This is a genomic window from Actinoplanes sp. NPDC089786 (assembly GCF_040684855.1).
In the GTDB taxonomy this organism is placed as follows: Bacteria; Actinomycetota; Actinomycetes; order Mycobacteriales; family Micromonosporaceae; genus Actinoplanes.
This window is the reverse complement of the sequence record NZ_JBFBGU010000001.1, coordinates 1,935,707-1,958,029: the sequence shown is the minus strand read 5'-3', so window position 1 is coordinate 1,958,029 and position 22,323 is coordinate 1,935,707. Positions and strand designations below refer to the sequence as shown.

The following is a 22,323-nucleotide window of genomic DNA, read 5'->3' as shown; positions in this document are numbered from 1 at the left end:
CATCCGGGCCTCGGATACCGCCCTGGGCTACCACTGCGGAAGAGCGACCGGACGAACGGAGTGGGCGTGGCCGACGATCTGATCTTCGCGAGTGGCGACCGGGAGCGGGACATCGCGCGTGAGCTGCACGCGGTCGCCGCCGCGCTGCCGCTGATCTGCCCGCACGGCCACGTCGACCCGGCGCTGCTGGCCGAGGACCGGCCGTTCCCCGATCCGGCGCGGCTGCTCGTGGTGCCCGACCACTACGTGACCAGGATGCTGCTCAGCCAGGGCACCCGGCCGGGGCGGCTGGGCGTGCCGGCGCGGGACGGCAGCGACGAGCCGGTGGAGACCGACGGCCGGGTCATCTGGCGGCTGCTGGCCGAGAACTGGCACCTGTTCCGCGGCACGCCGTCCCGGCTGTGGATGGAGCGCACGTTCGCCGGCGTCTTCGACGTGCACACGCCGCTGCGGGCGGAGACCGCCGACGACATCTACGACGCGATCGCGGCCAGGCTGGCCGAGCCGGCGTTCCGGCCACGGGCGCTGTTCCAGCAGTTCGGCATCGAGACCCTGGCCACCACCGAGTCGCCGCTGGACGACCTGGCCACCCACGCCAAGCTCGCCGCCGACGGCTGGGGCGGGCCGGGTGGCCGGGTGATCACCACGTTCCGCCCGGACAACGTGGTCGACATGGAGTTCGAGGGCTGGGCCGGCAACGTCGCCCGGCTGGGTGAGGTGGCCGGGACCGACACGTCGCGCTTCGGCGGCTACCTGGACGCGTTGCGGCTGCGGCGGGAGGCGTTCGTCGCAGCCGGCGCGACCAGCTCCGACCACGGGCACCCGACCGCGCTGACCGTCTCGCTGCCCGAGGCCGAGGCGGCGGAACTGTTCCAGCGCGGGCTCAGCGGGCGCGCGTCGGCCCGGGACGCGGAACTGTTCCGGGCCCACATGCTGCTCGAGTTCGCCCGGATGTCGATCGACGACGGGCTGGTCATGCAGCTGCACCCGGGCGCGGTCCGCAACCACAACCGGTGGCTGCACCGCACCCACGGCCGGGACACCGGCGGCGACATCCCGCAGGCCAGTGACTACGTGCACGGGCTGGCGCCGCTGCTCGACGCGTACGGCAACGACCCGCGCCTGCGCGTGGTGCTCTACACGCTGGACGAGGACACGTTCACCCGTGAGCTGGCCCCGCTGGCCGGTGGCTACGCCGCGCTCTACCTGGGCGCGCCGTGGTGGTTCCTGGACACCCCGGACGGGCTGCGGCGGTTCCGCGAGACGGTCACCGACTCGGCCGGGTTCTACAACACCGCCGGGTTCGTCGACGACACCCGGGCGTTCTGCTCCATCCCGGTACGCCACGACGTCGCGCGCCGGGTCGACGCCGCCTACCTCGCCACCCTGGTCGCCCAGGGCCGGCTGCCGCTCGACGAGGCCGCCGAGACCATCGCCGACCTCGCCTACCACCTGCCCAAACGCATCTTCCGGCTGGGAGCTGAAGCATGACCCGGATCGAGTCCGTCACCGTGCACGACGTCCGTTTCCCGACCGCGGCGGCCGGTGACGGCTCGGACGCGATCAACCGGGGCGACTACTCGGCGGCGTACGTCGAACTGCGCACCGACGGCCCGCACATCGGCGCCGGCTTCACCTTCACCAACGGGCGGGGCAACGAGGTCGTGTGCGCGGCGATCCGCGCGCTCGCGTACCACGTCGTCGGTTTTGATCTGACCGAGCTCGACGGGCTGGACTTCAGCCGATCGCTGACCGCCGACCCGCAGCTGCGCTGGCTCGGCCCGGAGAAGGGCGTCATCCACCTGGCCACCGCGGCGCTGGTCAACGCGGTGTGGGACCTGCGCGCCAAGGAGGCCGGCCGGCCGTTGTGGCGGTTGCTGGCCGAGATGCCGACCGCCGAGCTGGTGGCGCAGATCGACTTCCGGCACATCCGCGACGCGCTGACCCCGGCGGAGGCGACCGCGATCCTGGACAAGGGCCAGGTCGGGATGGCCGAGCGGCTGGCCGAGCTGGAACGGGACGGGCTGCCGTCGTACACCACCAGCGTGGGCTGGCTGGGCTACCCGGACGACAAGGTCACAGCGCTGGCGCGGGCCGCGTACGACGACGGCTGGCGCGCGATGAAGATGAAGGTCGGCGGTGACATCGAGGACGACGTACGGCGGGCCCGCCTGATCCGCGCCGCGATCGGCCCGGACGCGCTGCTGATGATGGACGCCAACCAGGTCTGGGACGTGGACGAGGCGATCGCCAACATGGCGCGGCTGGCCGAGGCCGGACCGTACTGGATCGAGGAGCCCACCCACCCCGACGACGTGCTCGGGCACGCGCGGATCCAGCGGGCCGTCGCGCCGGTCCGGGTTGCCACCGGCGAGATGGCGGCCAACCGGGTGATCTTCAAGCAGCTGCTGCAGGCCGAGGCGATCGGCGTCATGCAGGTCGACGCGTGCCGGGTCGGCGGGGTGCCCGAGGTGCTGGCCGAGCTGCTGCTGGCGGCCAAGTTCGACGTCCCGGTGTGCCCGCACGCCGGCGGCGTCGGCCTGTGCGAGCTGGTCCAGCACCTGTTCGCCTTCGACTACCTGCGCGTGGCGGCCGAGCTCGACGGGCGCATGGTCGAGTACGTCGACCACCTGCACGAACACTTCACCGATCCGGTGCGTACGCGCGACGGCCGCTACGTCCTGCCTGCCGAACCCGGCTACAGCGCCACGATGAAGCCCGAGTCGATCGCCGAGTTCACCTTCCCGGACGGTCCGGCATGGCGCTGATCGGACTCGGAACGCTGTCGCGCGTCCCGGCCGCGTCCCGCCCCCTGACGCTGCCCGGCGCTGCCTCGACCGGGATCGTCCACGTCGGCATCGGCGCGTTCCATCGAGCGCACCAGGCCGTCTACACCGAGGAGGCGGTGGCCGCGGCCGGCGGCGACTGGGGCATCGCCGCGGTGGCGCCCCACTCGGCCGATGTCGTCACGGCCCTGCGCGCTCAGGATCGGCTGTTCAGCGTCACGTCGCTCGGCCGCTCCACCCGGGTGATCGGGGCCTTCTCCGAGGTGTTGCACGCGGCCGCCGACGCCGACGTGGTGATCTCCAAGATCGCCGATCCGCGGGTACGGGTGGTCACCCTGTGCATGACTGAGAAGGGGTATTTCACCGACCCGGCGACCGGGAAGCTGCTGCCGGGCGCTTCGGCCGGGATCCCGGGGCTGCTGCTGCGCGGGCTCGACGCGCGGCGCCGGGCCGATGCCGGGCCGCTGGCCGTGGTCAGCTGCGACAACCTGCCGTCCAACGGACGACGCACCCGATCTCTCTTCCAGCAGCTGTGCCCGTCCGGGCCGCTGGCCGACTGGATCGCCGCCGGCGTGACGTTTCCGGGCACCATGGTCGACCGGATCGTCCCGGCCGGCACGGCGGCGACGCTGGCCGCGGCGGCCGCCGCGCTGGGCGTGGAGGACCGGGCGGCGGTCGCGGCCGAGCCCTTCAAGCAGTGGGTGATCGAGGACGACTTCCCCGGCGGGCGGCCGGCCTGGGAGGCGGCCGGCGCGGTGCTGACCGGCGACGCCGGACCGTGGGAGCGGCTCAAGCTGCGGACGCTGAACGGCGTGCACTCCGGCATCGCCTACCTGGGCGCGCTGGCCGGGCGGAGGACCGTGTTGTCGGCCTTGGAGTTGCCGGGGATGCGCGAGGTGATGGGCCGGTTCATCGCTGACGACGTGGCCGGCAGCCTCACCCCACCGCCCGGGGTGACCGTGGTGGGCTACGGCGACTCGGTGCTGGAGCGGTTCGCCGACCCGGCCATCGAGCACCGGACCGTCCAGATCGCCAAGGACGGGTCGCAGAAGCTGCCGCAGCGGGTGCTGCACACCATCGCCGACCGGCGGGCCGCGGGCGCGTCGCCACGCTGGGCGGCGCTCGTGGTGGCGGCCTGGATGCGCTACGTCCAGGGCGTCGCCGACGACGGCTCGGCGCTGCCGCTGGACGACCCGCTGGGGCCGGCGATCCGCGCGGCGCTGGCCGGCGCCTCGACACCGGCCGAGGTGCGGGACGCCCTGTTCGGGCTGTCCGCGGTGTTCCCGCCCGAGCTGGCCGGCGATGCGGTCGTCCGGGAGCTCTGCGGCGAGTGGCTGGAGGCGCTGACCAGACACGGGGCGGCCGCCGTGCTGGCCGGCGTCCGGTGAGGGTCGGGCTGATCGGGGCCGGTGGACACGGGAAGTGGCACCGGCGGCGGATCGCGTCGCTCGACGTCACCCTGGCCGGGATGGCCGATCCGGCGCCGGTCGAGGATGCTGGGGACGTACCCGTCTTCACCGATCATCGGGAGCTGCTCAGCTCCGTACCCCTCGATGTCGTGGTGATCTGCACGCCGCCGCACACCCACCTGCCGATCGCCCTGGACGCCCTCCGGGCCGGCTGCGACCTGCTGCTGGAGAAGCCGCCGGTGGTCTCGCGGGCCGAGCACGAGGTGCTGGCCACGGCGCTGGCCTCGACCGGGCGGGCGTGTCAGGTCGGGTTCCAGGCGCTCGGGTCGGCGGCGCTGGCCCGGCTCGCCCCCGGCACGTATCCGCGCGTCGCGACGGTCGCGTCCTGGCAGCGGGACGACGCCTACTACGCCCGCGCGACCTGGGCCGGTCGGCAGGGGCTGGGCGACGGGGCGCTGGTCAATCCGCTCGCGCACGCGCTGATGCAGAGCCTGGCGGTGATCGGCGACGACCCGGTGTCGCTGACCGCCGAACGCTACCGGACCCGGCCGATCGCGACCGACGACACCGTGTTCGCCCGGGTCGGATTCCGGGGCGGCGCCACCCTGCTGGCCGCGGTCACGCTGGCCGGCGAGGACTTCATCGCCGGCGAGGTGATCGCCGACGGCCCGGCCGGGCGGGTGGTGCTCGAATATCCGACCGACCGGCTGCGACTGCCCGGCTCCGACCCGGTCGAGGTGCCCGGACGGATCGACCTGCTCGACAACCTGATCGCCCACCGCCGCGATGGCACTCCCCTGGTGGCGCCGCTGGCCCGCACGCTCGGCTTCACCACGCTGGCCGCGGCGCTGACCGGCGGGCCGCTGCCGGCGCTGCTGGACGACGCCTTCATCACCGACCTCGGCGCCGGCGCTGGCCGCGTCCGGGTGATCACCGGCATCAACGCGGTGCTGTGGCGGGCCGCCTCGACCGGTCGCCTGCCGGCCGAGCTCGACGTGCCCTGGGCGTCCTCGGAAGGTGCTTTGCACATGACCTTCGCCTGACCAGTCGCTGTTCGCGTGGATCAGGGCTCGTCGTCGTCCAGCGCCGGCCGGCGGTGATCGGCGATCCAGGCGTCGACGGCGTGCTCGTCCCAGACCCGGCCCCGCTCCAGCGCGGCGAGGGGCGCCGGGAAACCGCGGCGGCGGCTGAGCGTGTCGGCCCGCTGGCGGCTCACGCCGAGCCGGTCGCTGAGTTCCCTCATCCCGAGGAGGCGCAACTGAGTCATACCCCGCACCCTAGTCATGGGTAAGGTTTACGTCAGCCTACCCCCGTCCAGCACACCGTCCGCGATGAGGACGCGGATCTCGCGGGACAGGGTGGCGCCGGCCGGGATGGTCAGCGGGTGCTCGAAGGCGAGCGCGGCGCAGACCCCCGCGTACTCCGAGGTGCGGACGAACCAGCGGTCGTCGCCGGCCAGGCCCGAGAAGACCAGGGTGTACGCGCCGCCGACGGTCAGCGCCACCCAGTCGTCGGTGCTGCCGTTGGGCTCGGCCCCGGACGGTGTGAAGGCCGTCGCCTCGCCCTCGCCGGCCCGCCAGAAGAAGCCGCCGTAGCCCGCGCCGCCCGGACGGCCGTTCGTCGCCGGGCTGCCCAGCACCACATCGGCGCCGGCCGGCGCCGTCAGGGCGTACCCGATGGTCAGCTCCCACCCGAGCTCGACCACCGCGGCCCGCATCGTGCGACGTTCGGTGAGCAGCACCTCCCCCGCGCCGTCGCGCCAGCGCAGCCGGTCGTCCTCGTCGTGGGTGACGCGGCCGTGGTCGTCGCGCCAGACGTAGCCCTCGTCGCGGACGTAGGTGCGGCCGCCCCAGAGGTTCCAGCCGTTGACGTCGGCCATGGCCAGCGACGCGCCCAGATGCCAGGGGTGGTCGGCGCGGAGCACGTCGGTGACCACCACGCCGCCGAGGGTGCGAACCGGATGAAGGTAGGGGCGCGGACCCAGCCGGATGTCCACGTCCGGCGCCGGGACATAGGTGGCCACCGGCAGCCCGTTCACGGCAATGTCCCTCATCAGATCACTGTAGGGCCTGTCCTGCCGATCAACCGGGGCTGCGGCGTGGTCCAGAGCGCGCCTGACGGCACCCGCGACACACCCCATATCCAACACCAGGATGAGGGCGCGCCGCGGGCGACGCCAGCCACCCTCTGGACCTCGCCTCGCACTCGGCTGATCGGCAGGACAGGCCCTAATGTCCCGATCCGGCCACACCGGGTTGACCTGTTTCGATACATCCCTAGGATGAGCGTCCCGGATTCCGAATGTCCTTGGAGGACAGAGTGACCGTCACATCCACCCCGCAGGCCGGCCCGCTGGGCTACTGGCTGGGCTGCTTCCGCAAGTACGCCACCTTCAGCGGCCGCGCCCGCCGCGCCGAGTACTGGTGGTACCAGCTGTTCAACTTCATCCTGTACGCCATCGCCCTGGGCGTCGGCTTCGGCCTCGACTCCGCGATGAACGGCTCGGGTGTGCTGCCCGGGGTGCTGATCTTCGTCTACCTGGCCGGCGTCCTCCTGCCGACCCTGGCGGTCACCACCCGGCGCCTGCACGACGCCGGCATGACCGGCTGGTTCCAGCTGCTCGGCTTGATCCCGGCCATCGGTGGCCTCATCGTGCTGGTGCTGACCGTGCTCCCCGGCAACCCGGGCCCCAACCAGTACGGCCCCGACCCGCGCCAGGCCGGCTAGCAGCTGGACCCGGCTGGGTAGCTTCGCGGTTCGGATGAACCGGGGGTCGCATGGTCGAGGGCAGATTCACCGACGTGGTGGCGGTCACGGTGGCGCTGCTACCGCTGGCCGCGCTGGCGGTGTGGGCCCTGGCCCGCTGCCGACCGTGGGTGAGAGGGCTGGCCGAGGTCGGCATGGTCTACGGGACGGCGCCGTGGGTCTGGATGATCCTGTTGCCCGGCGGCCGGGCCGGGGAGGTGCGCGGGCGGATCAGCCTGGTGCCGCTGCGCGACCTGGTCACGATCGTCGCCGACGGCGGAGCGGCGACCGCGACCGTGCAGATCGTCGCCAACCTGCTGGTCTTCGCGGCGCTGGGGTTCTTCGCCCCGATGCGGTTCGCGGCGCTCGCCTCGGTGCCACGGGTCCTGATGCTGGCGGCGGGCTGCTCGGTGCTGGTCGAGGCGGCGCAGTTCGCGCTGCGGCTGGACCGGGTGTCATCGGTGGACGACGTGCTGCTCAACGCGGCCGGCGCCGGGCTGGCCGCGCTGGCCTCCCGTCGCTGGTGGCGCCGCCCGGATCGGCCCGTCGAGCAACTCGTGGCCGGGGCTTGTCCTGGTAGCTCTGGCGGCTAGGTTCGAAGATTGGCCTATCTCTCCTCCGTCGTCGCGGTCTGACCGCCCTCCGCCGTGCCGCTTTTCCGGAAGAACCGTGCCGGGTCACCCCACCGGGCCGCGCTGTTCCTGTCAGCCATGCTGGTCAGCGCGATCACGTTTGCGGCGCCGTCGCTGGATCCGGGAACCGGCCTGCGGCCGAGCGCCGGCAGCGCCCCATACCAGTACGACGGCTTCGGCTTTCGGTCGGCGGTCAGCTTTCTGAACGTCGCCTACTTCTCCTGACCTCAACCGTCGGGGGTTCGGAGGCCGAATTGTCAGGCTGGGTCAAGGTCGTGTTCGTCGGATACGTGCTGACGGCCATCTGGTTGATCGCCCTGGCGTTCGAGGCGTCCACCCGGCGGCTGGGGCGTTCGCGGTGAGCCCGCCGACCTCGGGCGTCGGGGTCAGCTGTCCAGCACTCGTTCCATGGCGGCGCGCGAGCGGCGGGACACCCGGAGGTACGAGTCGACGAACTCGCCCGGGTCGGTGGCGCCCAGCAGCAGCACGACACCGGCCAGCTCGACGCCGTGCCGGGGCAGCTGGTCGGTGGGCCGGCCCCGGACCAGCGTCAGCGCGTTCCGGACCCGGGCGGCCAGGGTCCACCCGGCCGTCATCGCCGCCGCGTCCTGCGCCGTCATCAGGCCGGCGGCGCGCTCGGCGGTCAGTGCCTCCAAGGTCCGGGTGAGGCGGAGCTCCGGCAGCGCGTACGCATGGCGGAGTTGAAGGAGCTGGACCGCCCACTCCACATCCGTCAGACCGCCGCGGCCGAGTTTGGTGTGCGTGTTCGGGTCGGCGCCGCGCGGCAGCCGCTCGGTCTCCACCCGGGCCTTGAGCCGCCGGATCTCGACCACCTGCTCGCGGCTCAGCCCGCCCCGCGGGTAGCGCATGCTGTTGGCCAGGTCTTCGAAGCGCCGCCCCAGGTCGAGGTCGCCGCAGACCCAGCGGGCGCGCAGCAGCGCCTGCGACTCCCACACCTTCGACCAGCGCGCGTAGTACTGCTGGTAGGCGTTGAGGCTGCGGACCAGCGGACCCTGGCGGCCCTCGGGGCGCAGGTCGGCGTCGATGCCGAGCGCCGGGTCGGGGGCGGGCGCGTTGAGCAGGCTGCGCATCTCCTCGGCGATCGCGCGCGCGGCGGCCGAGGCGTCACCCTCGGGCATCCCCTCGGGGGCCTCGTGGACGAACAGCACGTCGGCGTCGGACGGGTAGCTCATCTCGTAGCCGCCGAGCCGGCCCATCCCGATCACCGCGACCTTCAGGCCGGGCGGGCCGGGACGGCTGCGCCGGGCGACCTTGAGCGCGGCGGTCAGCGTGGCGTCGGTGATGTCGGAGAGCGCGATGCCGACCGCGTCCACGTCGAGCGGGTCGGCCGGGGCGAGCTCGCCGGCCCGGCTCAGGATGTCGGCGCAGGCCACCCGGAAGAGCTCGCGGCGGCGGGAGGCCCGGACGGCGGCGATGGCCTTGGCCGGGTCTTCGGTGTGCCGGTCGGCGGCGGCGGTGAAGCCGTCCAACAGCTTCTCGCGGGAGCGTGGCTGCAACTCGGCGTCCTCGGCCAGCAGCCGCAGCGCCTCGGGGTCGCGGGTGAGCAGGTCGGTCGCGTACCGGGACAGGCTCAGCACTCGGGCCAGCCGCATGGCCACCGGGCCGCCGTCGCGGAGCAGCCGCAGGTACCACGGCGTGCTGCCGAGCTTGTCCGAGACGTGGCGGTAGCTGAGCAGGCCGCGGTCGGGTTCGGGCGCGTCGGCGAACTCCTGGAGCAGCATCGGCAGCAGGGTGCGCTGGATCGCCGCGGTGCGGGTGACGCCGCCGGTCAGAGCCTGGAGGTGACGCAGCGCGCCGGTCGGGTCGGCGAAGCCCAGCACCTCGAGGCGCTTGCCGGCCGACTCCGGCGTCATCCGCAGCGCCTCGGCCGGCACCCGGGCCACCGCCTCGAGCAGCGGCCGGTAGAGCAGCTTCACGTGCAGGCGGCGGACCTGCGCGGCGTGGCCGACCCAGTCGGAGCGGAAGGCCTCGACCGCGTCCCGCCCGGGCAGCGCGACATAGCCGAGGGCGGCGGCCAGCCAGCGTTCGCCGGCCGGGTCGTCCGGCACGGTGTGCGTACGCCGGAGATTCTGCAGTTGCAACCGGTGCTCGACGCTGCGCAGGAAGCGGTAGCCCCGCAGCAGCGTCTCGCCGTCCTCGCGCCCGACGTACCCGCCGCTGACCAGCGCCCGCAGCGCCGGCAGCGTCCCCGGACCGCGCAGCGTCTCGTCCACCCGGCCGTGCACGAGCTGGAGCAGCTGGACGGCGAACTCGATGTCACGCAGCCCGCCCGGGCCCCGCTTGATCTCGCGGTCGACCTTGTCCTTGGGCACGTTCTCGATGATCTTGCGGCGCATGTCGCGGACGTCGACGACCGCCTCCGGCCGCTCCGCCGCGTGCCACACCAGCGGGGCCAGGTCGTCGATCCACTCCTGCGCGAGGGCCAGGTCGCCGGCCGCCGGACGGGCCTTGAGCAGCGCCTGGAACTCCCACGTGCGCGCCCAGCGGTGGTAGTAGGCCTGGTGCGAGGCCAGCGTGCGGACCAGCGGCCCCCGGCTGCCCTCGGGGCGCAGCGCGGCGTCCACCGGCCACGCCACCTGGCCGCAGATCTCGATCAGCTTGGCCGCGACCGCGGTGCCGGCGCTCAGGTCCTCGTCGCCGCGGGCCACGAAGATGACGTCCACATCGGACACGTAGTTGAGCTCGTTGCCGCCGCACTTGCCCAACGCGACGACGGCCAGCGCCGGCTCGGTGGGCACGCCGGCCACGGCCATCCGGTACGCGGCCGCGAGCGTCTCGTCGGCCAGCCGGGACAGCGCGCCCATGGTCGGCTCCAGCCCCCGCCCGCCGGTCAGGTCGGCGGCGGCGATGCGCAGCAACCCGATGCGGTACGCCTTCCGGAGCTGCGGCACCGTCGGCGGCCCGTCCCCCACCGCTTGATCAAATTCGAGGTGACCCTCCGCGCTGGGCGGCAGCCCGGTCTTGCCGGTGGCCAGCGTCCGCCACTCGCCCGGGTTGGCCACCAGGTGATCGCCCAGCGCCGAGGACGCGCCCAGCACGGCCAGCAACCGGCGCCGCAGCCCCTGGTCGGCGTGCAGCGTCTCGATGATGTCGACCGCCGCCGCCTGCTCGGCCAGCTCGATGTCCTTCTTCGGAGCGGCCCCGCCACCGTTGCCCCGGGCGGCGTCGCGCACCGAGGTCTCGACCATCCGGTGCAGCTGACGCAACGCCAGGTTGGGGTCGGCCACCCGGGACATGGTGTGCAGCAGTTCGCCCGCGCGCGGGTCGACCGGTTCTTGGCTCTCCGCGTCCCACAGCCCGAGCCCGTGGCGTCCGAGCAGGTCGCCCGCCTTGGCGCCGTTGTCCGCGAAGCCGTATCGCGCCAACCGGCTCGGCCTGGTCATCAGTGGCCCCGGAGAGTCATCAGTGCCCCAGGAGAGGAAGCGTGCGACCGCCCGGGCCCGGGCTCGGGGGGACGTCGGCGTCCGGCAGGGTGCCCAGCGCCAGCGAGGCGAACCGGGCGGCGAACGGCTGCCAGACCTCTTCCACGTCGGCGAGCGCGTCGGCGCAGGCCGCCACGACGGCGTCCGGGTCGTACCCGATCTCGGCCAGCGTGGCCGCGTCTTCCCCGGCCCACCGCGCGATCATGTCGAGGTCGCACTCGATGTGGAACTGGAGCCCCCAGGCCCGGTCGCCGATCCGGAACGCCTGGTTCGGACAGCGCGTCGACGCCGCCAGCAGGGTCGCGTGGAGCGGCAGCTCGGTGATCTCGTCGCGGTGCCACTGGAACACGTCGGGCAGCAGCGGGACGAACTTGAACAGCGGGTCGGTGTCGGCGGCGTCGCGCTTGCCGATCAGCCCCGGCCCGATCTCGGGCCCCGACGTCGACCGCTCGACCAGCCCACCGTGCGCCGCGGCGAGGAGCTGACCACCGAGACAGACCCCCAGCGTGGGTACGCGATGACGCACCGCCTTCCGCAGCAGCCCCTCGAGCGCCGGGAACCACGGCGCGCCCGGGGTGCCGTCGGCGGCCGCGAACGCGTCTTGATCGCCGCCCAGCACCACCAGCGCGGTGAAGTCGTCGAGCGTCTCGGGCAGCGCGTCACCGGCATGTGGCCGCAGGACGGTCAGCGGCAGCTCGGCCTCGGTCAGCCACTCACCCAGCCGGGCGAGCGGATCGGACGGATCGTTCTCGATGACAAGCGCGGTGCCCACGCCCTGAGGCTATCCCGCGAACCGGCCGGAATCACCGACAGGGGGTTGTCGCTCCGCCGCCGGACAGTGATCCCGAGCGGAACTTCCAAGGAGGAACGAATGGGTATCAACGGCAACGCCTGGTTCCAGGTCGGCACGAACGACCGGGCGGCGAGCGAGCGCTTCTACGGCGACGTCTTCGGCTGGAGCTTCGGGGACGACGACTCGACCTCGCCGGACGGCAAGTCGTACCGCATGGTCACGACCGGGCCGGGCGAGCCGCCGTCGGGTGGCATCGACGGCCTGACCGGTGAGCCCGGCTACGCCGTCTTCATGCTGGTCGTGGCCGACACCGCGGCCACCCTGCGGCAGGTCGAGGAGGCCGGCGGCAAGGTCGTCGTGCCGCTGACGACCACCCCGAGCGGGCTGACCTGGGCCCACGTGCTCGACCCGGACGGCAACCGCTTCGGCTTCTTCACCCCGCCGGCCGGCTGACCACCGTCGCGTAGTTGCGTATAGGTGCGCAGAGCAGCTCTGCGCACCTATACGCAACTAGACCAGGATCAGGTGTTCGACGCGGTGGCGCGGGATGTCGAGGTCGTCCTCGCCCAGCACACGCGGGGCGGGGACCTCGGCGGTGGCGGTCACCCGGAGGATCCGGTCGGTGCGGAAGGCCCGGACGCCGTCGCGGAGGCGGCACCAGCCCATCAGGTACCAGTGGTCGGCGCCGCCGACGTAGCCCAGCGGCTCGACCTCGCGCTCGGTCATGGCGCCGTCCCGGTCGCCGTAGCAGAGGCGCAGCACCCGGCCGGCCGACAGCGCGTCGGTGATCAGCCGCGGCATCGGCGCGGCCGGGGCCAGGCCGTCGATCAGGTGGACCCGGGCGGCCAGGGCCTGAGCGGCCGACGCGTCGTCGGTCTGCATGGCCGCGACCAGCTTGCGCAGCGCCGTGCCGGCGTCGCCGTCGAACGGCGTGCCCCGCAGCCGGTGGAGCGCGAGGGCCATCGCCACCGCCTCGGCCGGCGTCAGGTTGACCGGCGGCAGCGTGGCCGCCTTGTCGAGGCAGTAGCCACCGGTGCGGCCGGGCTCGGCGTAGATCGCCGAGCCGGTCTGTTGCAGCGCGCTGATGTCGCGCTCGATCGTGCGGACGCTGACCTCGAAGCGCGCGGCCAGCCAGCGGGCGCTGCGCGGCCGCGGCGCGACCGCGCGCAGCTCCTCGACGATCCCGTACAGCCGATCGGTTCGGTTCATGCCCGGGACCCTACGGCCGAGGTACGACAAGAAAGTGGTAGGCCGGAGCGGCATCCGCCGGGCGGATGCCGCTCCTGGCTACCACTGGCTTCGAGCGCTCAGGCGATGCGCTACCACTGGCTGGGAGCGTTCAGGCGATGCAGGCGGCGACGATCAGGGCCGCGCCGAAGTGGGAGGCCGCGCTGACCGTGGCGCCCGGGTGCCGCTCCGGCGTGCAGATCACGTCGCCCAGCTTGCCCGGGGTCAGCCAGTCGAGGACCAGGAACCCGAAGCCCATGATCGCGATGCCGATGATGCCGAAGATCAGCGTCGACGCGACACCCTGGCCGAAGCTGTCGTAGCTGGTGAAGACCGCGGTGAACACGATGACCGCGATGCCGAGCTGGTTGGCCGCGAGCAGCAGGGCGGCGTTCGGGTTCTTGTCCCGCCAGATCAGGTCTCGAAGTTTGCCCGGCGTGAGCAGGTCGACCATGACGAAACCGACCGCCATGAGGCCGACCCCGATGAGTCCGAAGACGACACTGCGCCCGGCGCCGTTGAGCAGATCTTCCAGCACGACTTTCCCCCTCGCGTTTCCGATTCGACAGGCAACCTACCGGACCTGCGCGAACAGGTGATCCACCAAGGGCCGAAAACAGCCAAGTTTCAGATTCACCTCGCGAGGTGACGCCTCGCGAGGTGACGCCTCGCGAACGAATCTGGAACCAGGCTTACAGCGCGCCGAGGTACCGAGCCCGCTCGTACGGCGTGACCTCGCGGCGGAACTGCTCCCATTCGGCCCGTTTGTTCCGCAGGAAGAAGTCGAAGACGTGCTCGCCGAGGATCTCGGCGACCAGTTCCGACTTCTCCATCACGTCGATCGCCTCGGACAGGTTCTCGGGCAGCGCGTCGTAGCCCATCGCCTTGCGCTCGGCCGGCGACAGCGACCAGACGTCGTCCTCGGCGCCGGGCGGAAGCTCGTACCCCTCTTCGATGCCCTTGAGGCCGGCGCCCAGCAGCACCGCGAAGGCGAGGTAGGGGTTGGTCGCCGAGTCGAGCGAGCGGACCTCGACCCGGGCCGAGTTGGCCTTGCCGAAGGCCGGCACGCGGACCAGGGCCGACCGGTTGAGGTGGCCCCAGCTGACGAAGGCCGGCGACTCGGTGATCCGGTCGGGCAGTTGCAGCGGGAACAGCCGCTTGTACGAGTTGACCCACTGGTTGGTGACCGCGGTGTATTCCCGCGCGTGGACCAGCAGGCCGGCGATGAACGCCCGCGCCGTCTTGGACAGCTTCTGCGGGTCGTCGCCGTCATGGAACGCGTTGCGCTCGCCTTCGAACAGCGACACGTGCGTGTGCATGCCGCTGCCGGGCTGGTCGGTGTACGGCTTCGGCATGAAGGTGGCCCGTACGCCCTGCGACAGCGCCACCTCCTTGACCACGTGCCGGAAGGTCATGATGTTGTCGGCGGTGGTGAGCGCGTCCGCGTACCGCAGATCGATCTCCTGCTGGCCGGGCGCGACCTCGTGGTGGCTGAACTCGACCGAGATGCCGATCCGTTCGAGCGCGAGCACGGCCTGGCGGCGGAAGTCGCGGGCCACCGAGTGGGTGGTGTGGTCGAAGTAGCCCCCGGTGTCCACCGGCACCGGCACGCTGCCGTCGACCGGACCGTCTTCGACCAGGAAGAACTCGACCTCGGGGTGGGTGTAGAAGGTGAAGCCCTTCTCGGCCGCCCGGGCCAGCGCCCGGCGCAGCACGTGGCGCGGGTCGGCCCAGGCCGCGTTGCCGTCGGGCAGCAGGATGTCGCAGAACATCCGGGCGCTCTCGCCGTTGGCGCCGCCCTCGAACGGGAAGACCTGGAACGTGGTCGGGTCGGGCATGGCGACCATGTCCGACTCGTACACCCGGGCGAAGCCCTCGATGGCCGAGCCGTCGATGCCCATGCCCTCCTCGAAGGCCGACTCCAGCTCGGCGGGGGCCACCGACACGCTTTTCAGGGTGCCCAGCACGTCGGTGAACCAAAGCCGGACAAAACGGATGTCGCGCTCCTCGAGCGTACGAAGCACGAACTCCTGCTGTCGGTCCACGTCCACCCCTTTGTGTCTTGCAGCGGCCGTCAGTCTGGCCGGGCCCCGTTTCATGGAGATTACGCTGACCACCAGGTGGTCCGAGGCATTGGGTGGGGAAGAATGAATGCATGCCTACCCTCCGGATCGCCCTGGCCCAGGTGAATTCCACCGTCGGTGACCTGCCCGGCAACGCCGCGTCAGTACGCCGGTGGTCCCGGGCCGCCGCGGACGCCGGCGCCCAACTGGTCGCCTTCCCGGAGATGATGCTGACCGGCTACCCGATCGAAGACCTGGTGTTCCGCGACTCGGTGGTCAGCGCGTCCCAGCGCGGCCTGGTCCAGCTCGCGGCCGACCTCGCGACCGACGGGCTCGGCGACCTGGCCGTGCTGGTCGGCTTCGTGGACGACGACGGCAAGGGCCGCCGGGACGCGGCCGCGCTGCTGATCGGCGGGGTGGTCACCGCCACCTACTACAAGCACCACCTGCCCAACTACGGCGTCTTCGACGAGGACCGCTACTTCGAGCCCGGCGACACGCTGACCGTGGTGCGCTTCGGCGGCGTGGACGTCGGGCTCAGCGTCTGTGAGGACCTGTGGCAGGCCGGGGGCCCGTTCGCCGCGGCCCGGCGGGCCGGCGTCGGCCTGGTGGTCAACATCAACGCCTCCCCGTACGAGCTGAACAAGGACGACGTCCGCCTGCCGCTGGTCCGCCGCCGCGCCGCCGAGGCCAACGCCACCGTGGCCTACGTGAACCTGATCGGCGGCCAGGACGAGCTGGTCTTCGACGGCGACTCGATGATCGTCACGGCCGGCGGCGAGCTGCTGACCCGCGCCGGGCAGTTCACCGAGGAGCTCCTGATCCACGACCTCGGGCTCCCGGTCGGCGCGGATGACCCGGGTGAGCAGCCGGCCACCGACGACGGCATGGCGGTGCACCGGGTCGACGTACCCATCGAACCTCGCCCGTTGAACGACGGCCCGGCGGTCGGCGGCGTCGCGGAACGGGTCACCGACGAGGCCGAGATCTGGTCCGCGCTCACCATGGGCCTGCACGACTACGTCGAGAAGAACGGCTTCCGCTCGGTCGTGTTCGGCCTCTCCGGCGGCATCGACTCGGCCGTGGTCGCGGCGATCGCGGTGGACGCGCTCGGCGCCGACCGGGTGACCGCCGTCTCGATGCCGAGCGGGCACTCCTCCGGCCACTCCAAGGACGACGCCGCCGACCTGGCCAAGCGCACCGGCCTCGACTACCGCATCGAGCCGATCCAGCCGATGGTCGACGCGTTCCTGGCCAACATGTCGCTCTCCGGCCTGGCCGTGGAGAACCTCCAGGCCCGGGTCCGCGGGGTCATCCTGATGGCGCTGTCGAACCAGGAGGGCCACCTCGTCCTCACCACCGGCAACAAGAGTGAGCTGGCGGTCGGCTACTCCACGCTGTACGGCGACTCGGTCGGCGGCTTCAACCCGCTCAAGGACGTGCCCAAGACCATGGTCTGGAAGCTGGCCCGGTGGCGCAACGCGGACGCCGCCCGGCGCGGCGCGGAGCCGCCGATCCCGGAGAGCTCGATCACCAAGGCGCCCAGCGCCGAGCTGCGGCCCGGACAGGTGGACACCGACTCGCTGCCCGACTACTCGGTGCTCGACCCGATCCTGCTCGCCTACATCGACGGTGACCAGGGCCGCGACCAGCTCATCGAGGCCGGCCACGACCCCGCGATCGTCGACCGCACGCTGCGCATGGTCGACCTGGCCGAGTACAAGCGCCGTCAGTCCGCCCCCGGCACCAAGATCTCGATCAAGGCGTTCGGCCGCGACCGCCGCCTGCCCATTACGAACCGGTTTCGCGAGGGTGTGTGAGAGATTGCACTGACCCCTGACCGCAGGACGGGGTCCGGTGCGACGATCGAATCCGGTACCCGGGGACCGCACGAGCGCGGCCTCGAGGGAAGGAGAGTCCGATGTCTGACGTGCCCACCCTGTACGGCGGCCCGCCCACCCGTCGCGTCCGCACCCGCGACCTGATCAACGCGAAGACCCGCGGCGACCGGTGGCCGATGCTCACGTCCTACGACCAGTACACCGCCTCGATCTTCGACCAGGCCGGCATCCCGGTCCTGCTGGTCGGCGACTCGGCGGCCAACAACGTCTTCGGCTACGAGACGACGGTCCCGGTGACCGTCGAAGACCTCCTTCCGCTGGTACGCGCGGTGGTCCGCGCCACCAGCACCGCCCTGGTCGTCGGCGACCTGCCCTTCGGCTCGTACGAGGAAGGCCCGACGCAGGCGCTGCGCACTGCCGTCCGCTTCATGAAGGAGGGCGGCTGTCACGCGGTCAAGCTCGAGGGCGGCCGCCGGATGGCCCGCCAGATCGAGGCGATCACCACGGCCGGTATCCCGGTGATGGCCCACATCGGCTTCACGCCCCAGAGCGAGCACCAGATCGGCGGCTACCGCGTCCAGGGCCGCGAGCGGGACGGCGCCGACGTGCTGGCCGACGCGCACGCGGTGGCCGAGGCCGGAGCGTTCGCCGTGGTGCTCGAGATGGTGCCGGGCGAGGTCGCCAAGACGGTCACCAAAGAACTCGAGATTCCGACGATCGGCATCGGCGCCGGCCCCGACACCGACGCGCAGGTTCTGGTCTGGCAGGACATGGCGGGTCTGCGTACGGGCAAGGCCCCGCGCTTCGTGAAGCGTTACGCCGACCTCGCCGGCGTCCTCGGCGACGCCACCAGGGCCTTCGCCGACGAGGTCCGCGGCGGCGAGTTCCCGGCGGCCGAACACACCTTCGAGTAGCCTCCGCGCTGACTCGCGGCAAGATCACGAGTGGCACAATTCGGGCCATGTCCGTTCCGCCGCGAGTCAGCCTGGCCACCCTGGGCGTCACCGACGTCGCCCGGGCCACCGAGTTCTACGAGACGCTCGGCTGGCGTCTCTCCCCCGACTCGGTGCCCGCCATCGTCAGCTACCTGCAGACCGAAGGTGGCCGGTTGTCGCTGGTCAAGACCGACGACATCAGTACGCACGCCGGCATCACCCCACGCACGTCCACCGACTTCCGCGGCGTGCTGCTCACCATCAACGTCGACTCGGCCGGCGCGGTCGACGAGGCCCTGCGCGCCGCCGTGCAGGCCGGCGCGGCCCTGGTCAAGGCGGGCGAACGCTCCGATCGGGGCGGCTACCTGGGCTACTTCACCGACCCCGACGGCCACCTGTGGGCGGTCACCCACGAACCATCCTGACCGGTCGTCAGTCCCGGGTGAACTCGACCACCCGCTTGGCCGGGTCGGCGGTCGTCAGCCGGACCCGGACCCGCTCGCCCAGCGGCAGCTCTCCCGCGCACCGCGCGACCACCGCCGGGTCGTCGATGGCCACCGTGCCGCCCGGCCCGCGCTTGGGCCGATCGTCGACATCGAGCACACCCGCCTCGAACGTCTCACCGACCCGCCCGCTCAACAGCACCGCCTCGGCCAGCGCGATCGCCCCGCGCCCCGCGGCCGACGCCACCCGGTCGGTGTCCGCCATCACCTTCGGCAACTTGGGAAGCGCCTCCCGCACCCACCCCGGAACCTCCCGCCCGTCGTGCAGGGCCAGGCAGGCCTCCGTCGCGTACCGGTCGGCCAGCCGCCGCAACGGCGCCGTCACATGCGCGTACGGCGCACCGACCCCGCCGTGATCGGTCAGCTCGGGCGGCGTCCCGTCGAACGCCGTATACGCCGCCCCGCGCAACAACTCGGCCGCCTGATCGAGGAACGCCGCGCCACGAGGCTCACCCGGGTCGACGGTCGCCACCACCGCGCCCACATCCGCGCCGTCCGGCCAGGCCACCCCCAGCGACCGCGCCGCCGCCCGCAACCGCTCCACCGCATCGGCCCGCGGCGCCGGCATGGTCCGCAGCAACCCGACCCCGCCGCCGAGCATCAGATCGGCGGCCGCCATGCCGGTGAGCAGCGAGATCTGCGCGTTGTGCTCCTCCACCGCCAGTGGCGCCCGGAGCACCAGCCGCCACCCGTCCCCCTCGGGCTCGATCTCCTGCTCCGGGAGCGGCAGGTTCACCGCCCCCCGCGCGGCGGCCCTCTTCGCCAGCAGGCCGCCCAGTTCCGGCAGCAACGCGTACGACTCACCGGCCGTACCCTTGTCGACCTCGGCCTGGACCCCCACATAGTCGAGCTTGGCCCGGCTCCGAACCCTCGCCCGCCGCAGCCCCACCCGCGTGATCGTCCCGTCGGCGTCCACCTCGATGTCCCACACGACGGCCGCGCGCACCACATCGGGCAGCAGGCTGACCGAGTTCTCACTGAGCACCGGCGGATGCAGCGGCACCTTGCCGTCCGGCAGATAGACGGTCTGCCCGCGCACCCAGGACTCGGCCTCGAGCGGACCACCCGGCCGCACGTAGGACGCGACGTCAGCAATGGCGTAACGCACCCGGTAGCCGCGCCCGTTGCGCTCCAGGCACATCGCCTGATCGAGGTCGCGCGAGGTGGCCGGGTCGATCGTCACGAACGGCACCGCGGTCAGATCGACACCCTCGGGCTCCTGGCGCGCGGCGCTCTCGGCCTCGTGAAGAGCCGCCTCAGGGAACGCCTCGGGCAGCTTCAACTCCCGCCGCAGCACAGAGAAGTCGATCTGCGGCGCAACCACCCGTTTCGTCGGCACGGGTCCTTCCTACCAGGCCGAGTGCCGACGCGCCCGCCGCGACCAGCCTCACAACACCGCACAACGTTCCGCCTGTGGACAACCGCCTCCCGCCCCTCCGCCCGCGCTACGTTCTTCGCCCACCCAGTGCCGGGGTGGGGGTGGCGGCGGGCACGCGCAAAGTACGCAAAAAGGACAGGGCCACGCCGAAAGAGGCGCAGCCCTGTCCAGAGGTGCTGAGTGTCAGGCCGTGCGGGCGGGGACGCGGGTGCGGCCCATGCGCGCGTTGCCGGCCGAGGCCGTCCGCGAAGCGGCGGCCGACTTCGGCGCCTTGACCCGGGACGCGTTGGTCGCCGAGGTCTTGACCGTGTTGGCGGTCCGGGCGTTACCGGACTTGGCGGCGGTCGAGCTGCGGGCGGCGTTGCCGGACGAGGCCTTCTTGGCCGCGGCCGACTTGGTGGCGGTGGCCTTGCGGGCGGTGCCGGCGGTGGCCTTCTTGGAGGCGGTCGCTGTCTTCGCCGCGGTCGCCTTGCTGGTCGGCGCCTTGTTGGCCGGGGCCTTCTTGGCGGCGGTGGCCTTGGTCGCGGTCTTCTTCGCGGCCGCCGGCCGGGCGGTGGTCGACTTGGCGGCCGTCTTCTTCGCGGCCGTCGCCTTGGTCGCCGTCTTCTTGGCGGTGGCCGGCCCGGTGCTGGTCGCCTTCTTGGCCGGCGCCTTCTTGGCCGCGGCCTTATTGGCCGCAGTCTTCTTAGCCGCGGTCTTCTTGGTCGCCGTCGTCGAGCGCGCCGTGGTCGACTTGGCCGCCGCGGTCGAACGCGAAGTGGTCGACTTAGCCGCTGCCGTGGAACGCGCCGTGGTCGACTTAGCCGCCGCCGTCGAACGCGCCTTCGTCGACTTGGCCGCCGCCGGGCGGGTGCTCGTCGCCTTGTTCGCCGGCGCCTTGTTGGCCGCGGCCTTCTTCGCCGCGGTGGCCTTGGCCGCGGTCTTCTTCACCGCAGCCGGACGGGCCGCGGCCGACTTCGTTGCTGTCTTCTTCGCCGCGGCCGGACGCGATGCAGCCGACTTCGTTGCCGTCCTCGCCGCAGCCGGGCGGGAGGTGGCTGACTTCGTTGCCGCCTTCTTCGCCGGGGCCGGGCTTGCGGTGGACGACTTGGCCGCCGTCTTACTGGCGGTCGTGGCCTTGGCGGTCGCGGCCTTGGCGGTCGTGGCCTTGGCGGTCGTGGTCTTCTTGGCGGCCGTGCTGGTGGCGGCGGACGTGCGCTTGGCGGCGGGCTTCGCCGTCGTGGCCCGGACCGTCGTCGCCCTCGAACCCCTCGACGCCGCGCTTACCCGCTTGACGGTGGGCTCGTCCGTGGCCGGTGACTGGACCGTCGCCGCCGGGGTGGCCGACGACGCGGCGTTGACCCGCTTGGCCGAGCTGCGCGGGGTCGTCGCCTTGCGAGTCGCGCCGGCGGCGGCCGAACGCGGCGTCGTGGGACGGCTTGCCGCCGCCTTCCGCGCGGTTCCGGTCGCGGACGGCTTCGCGGCCGCCTTCCGAGCGGTCGTCGCCTTGCCCGCCGTGGTCCGGCCCGCCGTCGTCTCGGCCGCCGTGGTCTTGGTCGCGGCGGTCTTGGCGATCGCGGTCTTGGTCGCCTTCGCAACAGCCGTCTTCGTCGCGGCGGCCTTCTGCGCGGCGGTCTTGGTCGCGGCCGTCTTGGAAGCAGCGGTCTTAGAAGCAGCAGCCTTGGAGGCAGCCGTCTTAGGAGCAGCAGCCTTGGACGCAGCCGACTTAGAGGCAGTCGCCTTGGAGGCAGCCGTCTTAGTAGCGGCGGTGCGAGTAGCGGCCGTCTTCGACGCGGCCGACCGAGCGGAAGAACCCGCCGAAGTGCGCGTGGCAGCAGGCTCAGCACCCGACGCCCGCTTGGCAACCGGCTTAGCAGCAGCACCAGCCTTCTTAGCCGCCGTCGCCTTAGCAGCAGCCTTCTTAGCCGTGGCGCCAGCCGCAGCGGCAGCCGACTTAGCAGCCGTAGCAGCCTTCTTAACCGCCCCCGCCTTCGAAGCGCCCGGCCGAGAAGCCGCGGCCCCAGAAGCGGCAGCCCCAGAAGCGGCGCCCCCGGAAGCGGCGGACCGCGAAGCGGCGGGACGAGCAGCCGAAGACCGGCCTGCGGTGGACCGGGCTGCGGCGGTGCGGGATGCGGCGGTGCTCGCGGCGCCGGCCGTTCGGGTCGTCGCCTTCTTGGCAGCGGCCATGGGGATGTTCCTCCTAGCGAATGACTGCGGGATCGTCTCCGCATGGAGACTGCGAGAATCCGGCTTGGACACAGGAAGTCGGCGCCGGTTTAGCCTTTCTCCCCTGTCCAGCGAGCGTCCTCGGCGTCCCACGCCGCGTTGCGCTTCTCGACCGTGTCGAGTGCCCGCGTGGCGTCGTCGGCGGAGGTGTAGGGACCGAGCCGGTACTTGTTGGGACACACGTCATCCCCGGCCTCGACCCGCTTGTGTCGGAGGCACCAGAAGTACTCGCCCCCGCCAAGCCCACTGTCGTTCATGAAATCACTGTGCACCTCAAACCGACCATGCGCTACCGATTCGGGTAAAAAGTCCAGAATTTCCACATTGGAATGAGCGAAAGACCCCCCGATCAGACGACAAGAC

At 72.2% G+C, this 22,323-nt stretch carries 20 protein-coding genes; 12 read left to right on the top strand and 8 right to left on the bottom strand.

Going from position 1 to position 22,323, the window contains the following annotated elements; genetic code table 11:
- Positions 1-66 precede the first annotated feature (66 nt).
- Genes uxaC through AB0O15_RS09385 form a run of 4 tightly spaced genes read left to right on the top strand, consistent with a single transcriptional unit; the run spans position 67 to position 5,238 of the window.
- Positions 67-1,491 carry a glucuronate isomerase gene (gene uxaC / locus AB0O15_RS09400; RefSeq protein ID WP_364316202.1) on the top strand — a complete coding sequence of 475 codons (1,425 nt, stop codon included), beginning with the start codon at positions 67-69 and terminating at the stop codon, positions 1,489-1,491.
- Positions 1,488-2,768 carry an enolase C-terminal domain-like protein gene (locus AB0O15_RS09395; RefSeq protein WP_364316199.1) on the top strand — a complete coding sequence of 427 codons (1,281 nt, stop codon included), beginning with the start codon at positions 1,488-1,490 and terminating at the stop codon, positions 2,766-2,768. The genes uxaC and AB0O15_RS09395 overlap by 4 nt, the downstream gene beginning before the upstream one ends.
- Positions 2,759-4,174 carry a mannitol dehydrogenase family protein gene (locus tag AB0O15_RS09390; RefSeq protein ID WP_364316197.1) on the top strand — a complete coding sequence of 472 codons (1,416 nt, stop codon included), beginning with the start codon at positions 2,759-2,761 and terminating at the stop codon, positions 4,172-4,174. The genes AB0O15_RS09395 and AB0O15_RS09390 overlap by 10 nt, the downstream gene beginning before the upstream one ends.
- Positions 4,171-5,238 (top strand): Gfo/Idh/MocA family oxidoreductase, encoded by a 1,068-nt coding sequence (locus tag AB0O15_RS09385; RefSeq protein ID WP_364316195.1) that lies wholly within the window; start codon positions 4,171-4,173, stop codon positions 5,236-5,238. The genes AB0O15_RS09390 and AB0O15_RS09385 overlap by 4 nt, the downstream gene beginning before the upstream one ends.
- A gap of 20 nt (positions 5,239-5,258) precedes the next feature.
- On the opposite strand, the gene AB0O15_RS09380 is transcribed toward AB0O15_RS09385, so the two are convergent.
- Together AB0O15_RS09380 and AB0O15_RS09375 are read right to left on the bottom strand one after the other, a co-directional pair.
- Positions 5,259-5,462 carry a hypothetical protein gene (locus AB0O15_RS09380; RefSeq protein ID WP_364316192.1) on the bottom strand — a complete coding sequence of 68 codons (204 nt, stop codon included), beginning with the start codon at positions 5,460-5,462 and terminating at the stop codon, positions 5,259-5,261.
- 27 nt (positions 5,463-5,489) lie between these two features.
- Positions 5,490-6,248 carry a PmoA family protein gene (locus AB0O15_RS09375; RefSeq protein ID WP_364316189.1) on the bottom strand — a complete coding sequence of 253 codons (759 nt, stop codon included), beginning with the start codon at positions 6,246-6,248 and terminating at the stop codon, positions 5,490-5,492.
- A gap of 266 nt (positions 6,249-6,514) precedes the next feature.
- Between AB0O15_RS09375 and AB0O15_RS09370 the strand changes: the two genes are divergently transcribed.
- From AB0O15_RS09370 to AB0O15_RS09360, 3 genes are all read left to right on the top strand, one after another.
- Positions 6,515-6,922 (top strand): DUF805 domain-containing protein, encoded by a 408-nt coding sequence (locus tag AB0O15_RS09370; protein WP_364316187.1) that lies wholly within the window; start codon positions 6,515-6,517, stop codon positions 6,920-6,922.
- 50 nt (positions 6,923-6,972) lie between these two features.
- On the top strand, positions 6,973-7,533 hold the full coding sequence (locus AB0O15_RS09365) for a VanZ family protein (protein WP_364316184.1): 561 nt from the start codon (positions 6,973-6,975) through the stop codon (positions 7,531-7,533).
- A gap of 117 nt (positions 7,534-7,650) precedes the next feature.
- Positions 7,651-7,797, top strand: coding sequence for a hypothetical protein (locus AB0O15_RS09360; protein WP_364316180.1), 147 nt, complete (start codon positions 7,651-7,653; stop codon positions 7,795-7,797).
- A gap of 161 nt (positions 7,798-7,958) precedes the next feature.
- Here the strand turns inward: AB0O15_RS09360 and AB0O15_RS09355 are convergent, their stop codons facing one another.
- Positions 7,959-10,976 (bottom strand): bifunctional [glutamine synthetase] adenylyltransferase/[glutamine synthetase]-adenylyl-L-tyrosine phosphorylase, encoded by a 3,018-nt coding sequence (locus AB0O15_RS09355; RefSeq protein ID WP_364316177.1) that lies wholly within the window; start codon positions 10,974-10,976, stop codon positions 7,959-7,961.
- Positions 10,977-10,995: 19 nt separating this feature from the next.
- Positions 10,996-11,787, bottom strand: a complete 792-nt coding sequence (locus tag AB0O15_RS09350) for a type 1 glutamine amidotransferase (protein WP_364316174.1) — start codon at positions 11,785-11,787, stop codon at positions 10,996-10,998.
- Positions 11,788-11,886: 99 nt separating this feature from the next.
- Here AB0O15_RS09350 and AB0O15_RS09345 point away from each other — a divergent pair, with 99 nt between their 5' ends.
- Positions 11,887-12,261: a VOC family protein gene (locus AB0O15_RS09345; protein ID WP_364316172.1), complete on the top strand. Its 375-nt coding sequence runs from the start codon at positions 11,887-11,889 to the stop codon at positions 12,259-12,261.
- A 57-nt stretch (positions 12,262-12,318) separates the two neighbouring features.
- Here AB0O15_RS09345 and AB0O15_RS09340 read toward each other — a convergent pair whose 3' ends face one another.
- The 3 genes from AB0O15_RS09340 to AB0O15_RS09330 form a co-directional block, all read right to left on the bottom strand.
- The gene (locus AB0O15_RS09340; RefSeq protein ID WP_364316169.1) at positions 12,319-13,017 is read right to left on the bottom strand and encodes a YafY family protein; all 699 of its coding nucleotides are present in this window, start codon (positions 13,015-13,017) and stop codon (positions 12,319-12,321) included.
- Positions 13,018-13,147: 130 nt separating this feature from the next.
- Positions 13,148-13,573 (bottom strand): DUF350 domain-containing protein, encoded by a 426-nt coding sequence (locus AB0O15_RS09335; protein ID WP_364316166.1) that lies wholly within the window; start codon positions 13,571-13,573, stop codon positions 13,148-13,150.
- Between the two features lie 154 nt (positions 13,574-13,727).
- Positions 13,728-15,080, bottom strand: a complete 1,353-nt coding sequence (locus tag AB0O15_RS09330) for a glutamine synthetase family protein (protein ID WP_364316164.1) — start codon at positions 15,078-15,080, stop codon at positions 13,728-13,730.
- Positions 15,081-15,190: 110 nt separating this feature from the next.
- Here AB0O15_RS09330 and AB0O15_RS09325 point away from each other — a divergent pair, with 110 nt between their 5' ends.
- From AB0O15_RS09325 to AB0O15_RS09315, 3 genes are all read left to right on the top strand, one after another.
- Positions 15,191-16,918, top strand: coding sequence for an NAD+ synthase (locus AB0O15_RS09325; protein ID WP_364316162.1), 1,728 nt, complete (start codon positions 15,191-15,193; stop codon positions 16,916-16,918).
- 101 nt (positions 16,919-17,019) lie between these two features.
- The gene (gene panB, locus AB0O15_RS09320; RefSeq protein ID WP_364316160.1) at positions 17,020-17,853 is read left to right on the top strand and encodes a 3-methyl-2-oxobutanoate hydroxymethyltransferase; all 834 of its coding nucleotides are present in this window, start codon (positions 17,020-17,022) and stop codon (positions 17,851-17,853) included.
- A gap of 47 nt (positions 17,854-17,900) precedes the next feature.
- Positions 17,901-18,299 carry a VOC family protein gene (locus tag AB0O15_RS09315; RefSeq protein WP_364316158.1) on the top strand — a complete coding sequence of 133 codons (399 nt, stop codon included), beginning with the start codon at positions 17,901-17,903 and terminating at the stop codon, positions 18,297-18,299.
- Positions 18,300-18,306: 7 nt separating this feature from the next.
- On the opposite strand, the gene AB0O15_RS09310 is transcribed toward AB0O15_RS09315, so the two are convergent.
- Positions 18,307-19,716, bottom strand: a complete 1,410-nt coding sequence (locus AB0O15_RS09310) for an RNB domain-containing ribonuclease (protein WP_364316155.1) — start codon at positions 19,714-19,716, stop codon at positions 18,307-18,309.
- Positions 19,717-19,972: 256 nt separating this feature from the next.
- Between AB0O15_RS09310 and AB0O15_RS09305 the strand changes: the two genes are divergently transcribed.
- A complete protein-coding gene (locus AB0O15_RS09305) occupies positions 19,973-22,219 on the top strand; it encodes a hypothetical protein (RefSeq protein WP_364316153.1) in 2,247 nt (748 codons plus the stop codon).
- Positions 22,220-22,323: the final 104 nt, after the last annotated feature.

Bases quoted from the DNA above. Each gene is read 5' to 3' on its own strand.
- AB0O15_RS09395 (WP_364316199.1), top strand. From the start codon at position 1,488: ATGACCCGGATCGAGTCCGTCACCGTGCACGACGTCCGTTTCCCGACC.
- AB0O15_RS09390 (WP_364316197.1), top strand. From the start codon at position 2,759: ATGGCGCTGATCGGACTCGGAACGCTGTCGCGCGTCCCGGCCGCGTCC.
- AB0O15_RS09380 (WP_364316192.1), bottom strand. From the start codon at position 5,462: ATGACTCAGTTGCGCCTCCTCGGGATGAGGGAACTCAGCGACCGGCTC.
- AB0O15_RS09375 (WP_364316189.1), bottom strand. From the start codon at position 6,248: ATGAGGGACATTGCCGTGAACGGGCTGCCGGTGGCCACCTATGTCCCG.
- AB0O15_RS09365 (WP_364316184.1), top strand. From the start codon at position 6,973: ATGGTCGAGGGCAGATTCACCGACGTGGTGGCGGTCACGGTGGCGCTG.
- AB0O15_RS09360 (WP_364316180.1), top strand. From the start codon at position 7,651: ATGCTGGTCAGCGCGATCACGTTTGCGGCGCCGTCGCTGGATCCGGGA.
- AB0O15_RS09355 (WP_364316177.1), bottom strand. From the start codon at position 10,976: ATGACCAGGCCGAGCCGGTTGGCGCGATACGGCTTCGCGGACAACGGC.
- AB0O15_RS09345 (WP_364316172.1), top strand. From the start codon at position 11,887: ATGGGTATCAACGGCAACGCCTGGTTCCAGGTCGGCACGAACGACCGG.
- AB0O15_RS09340 (WP_364316169.1), bottom strand. From the start codon at position 13,017: ATGAACCGAACCGATCGGCTGTACGGGATCGTCGAGGAGCTGCGCGCG.
- AB0O15_RS09325 (WP_364316162.1), top strand. From the start codon at position 15,191: ATGCCTACCCTCCGGATCGCCCTGGCCCAGGTGAATTCCACCGTCGGT.
- panB (WP_364316160.1), top strand. From the start codon at position 17,020: ATGTCTGACGTGCCCACCCTGTACGGCGGCCCGCCCACCCGTCGCGTC.
- AB0O15_RS09315 (WP_364316158.1), top strand. From the start codon at position 17,901: ATGTCCGTTCCGCCGCGAGTCAGCCTGGCCACCCTGGGCGTCACCGAC.
- AB0O15_RS09305 (WP_364316153.1), top strand. From the start codon at position 19,973: ATGCGCGCGTTGCCGGCCGAGGCCGTCCGCGAAGCGGCGGCCGACTTC.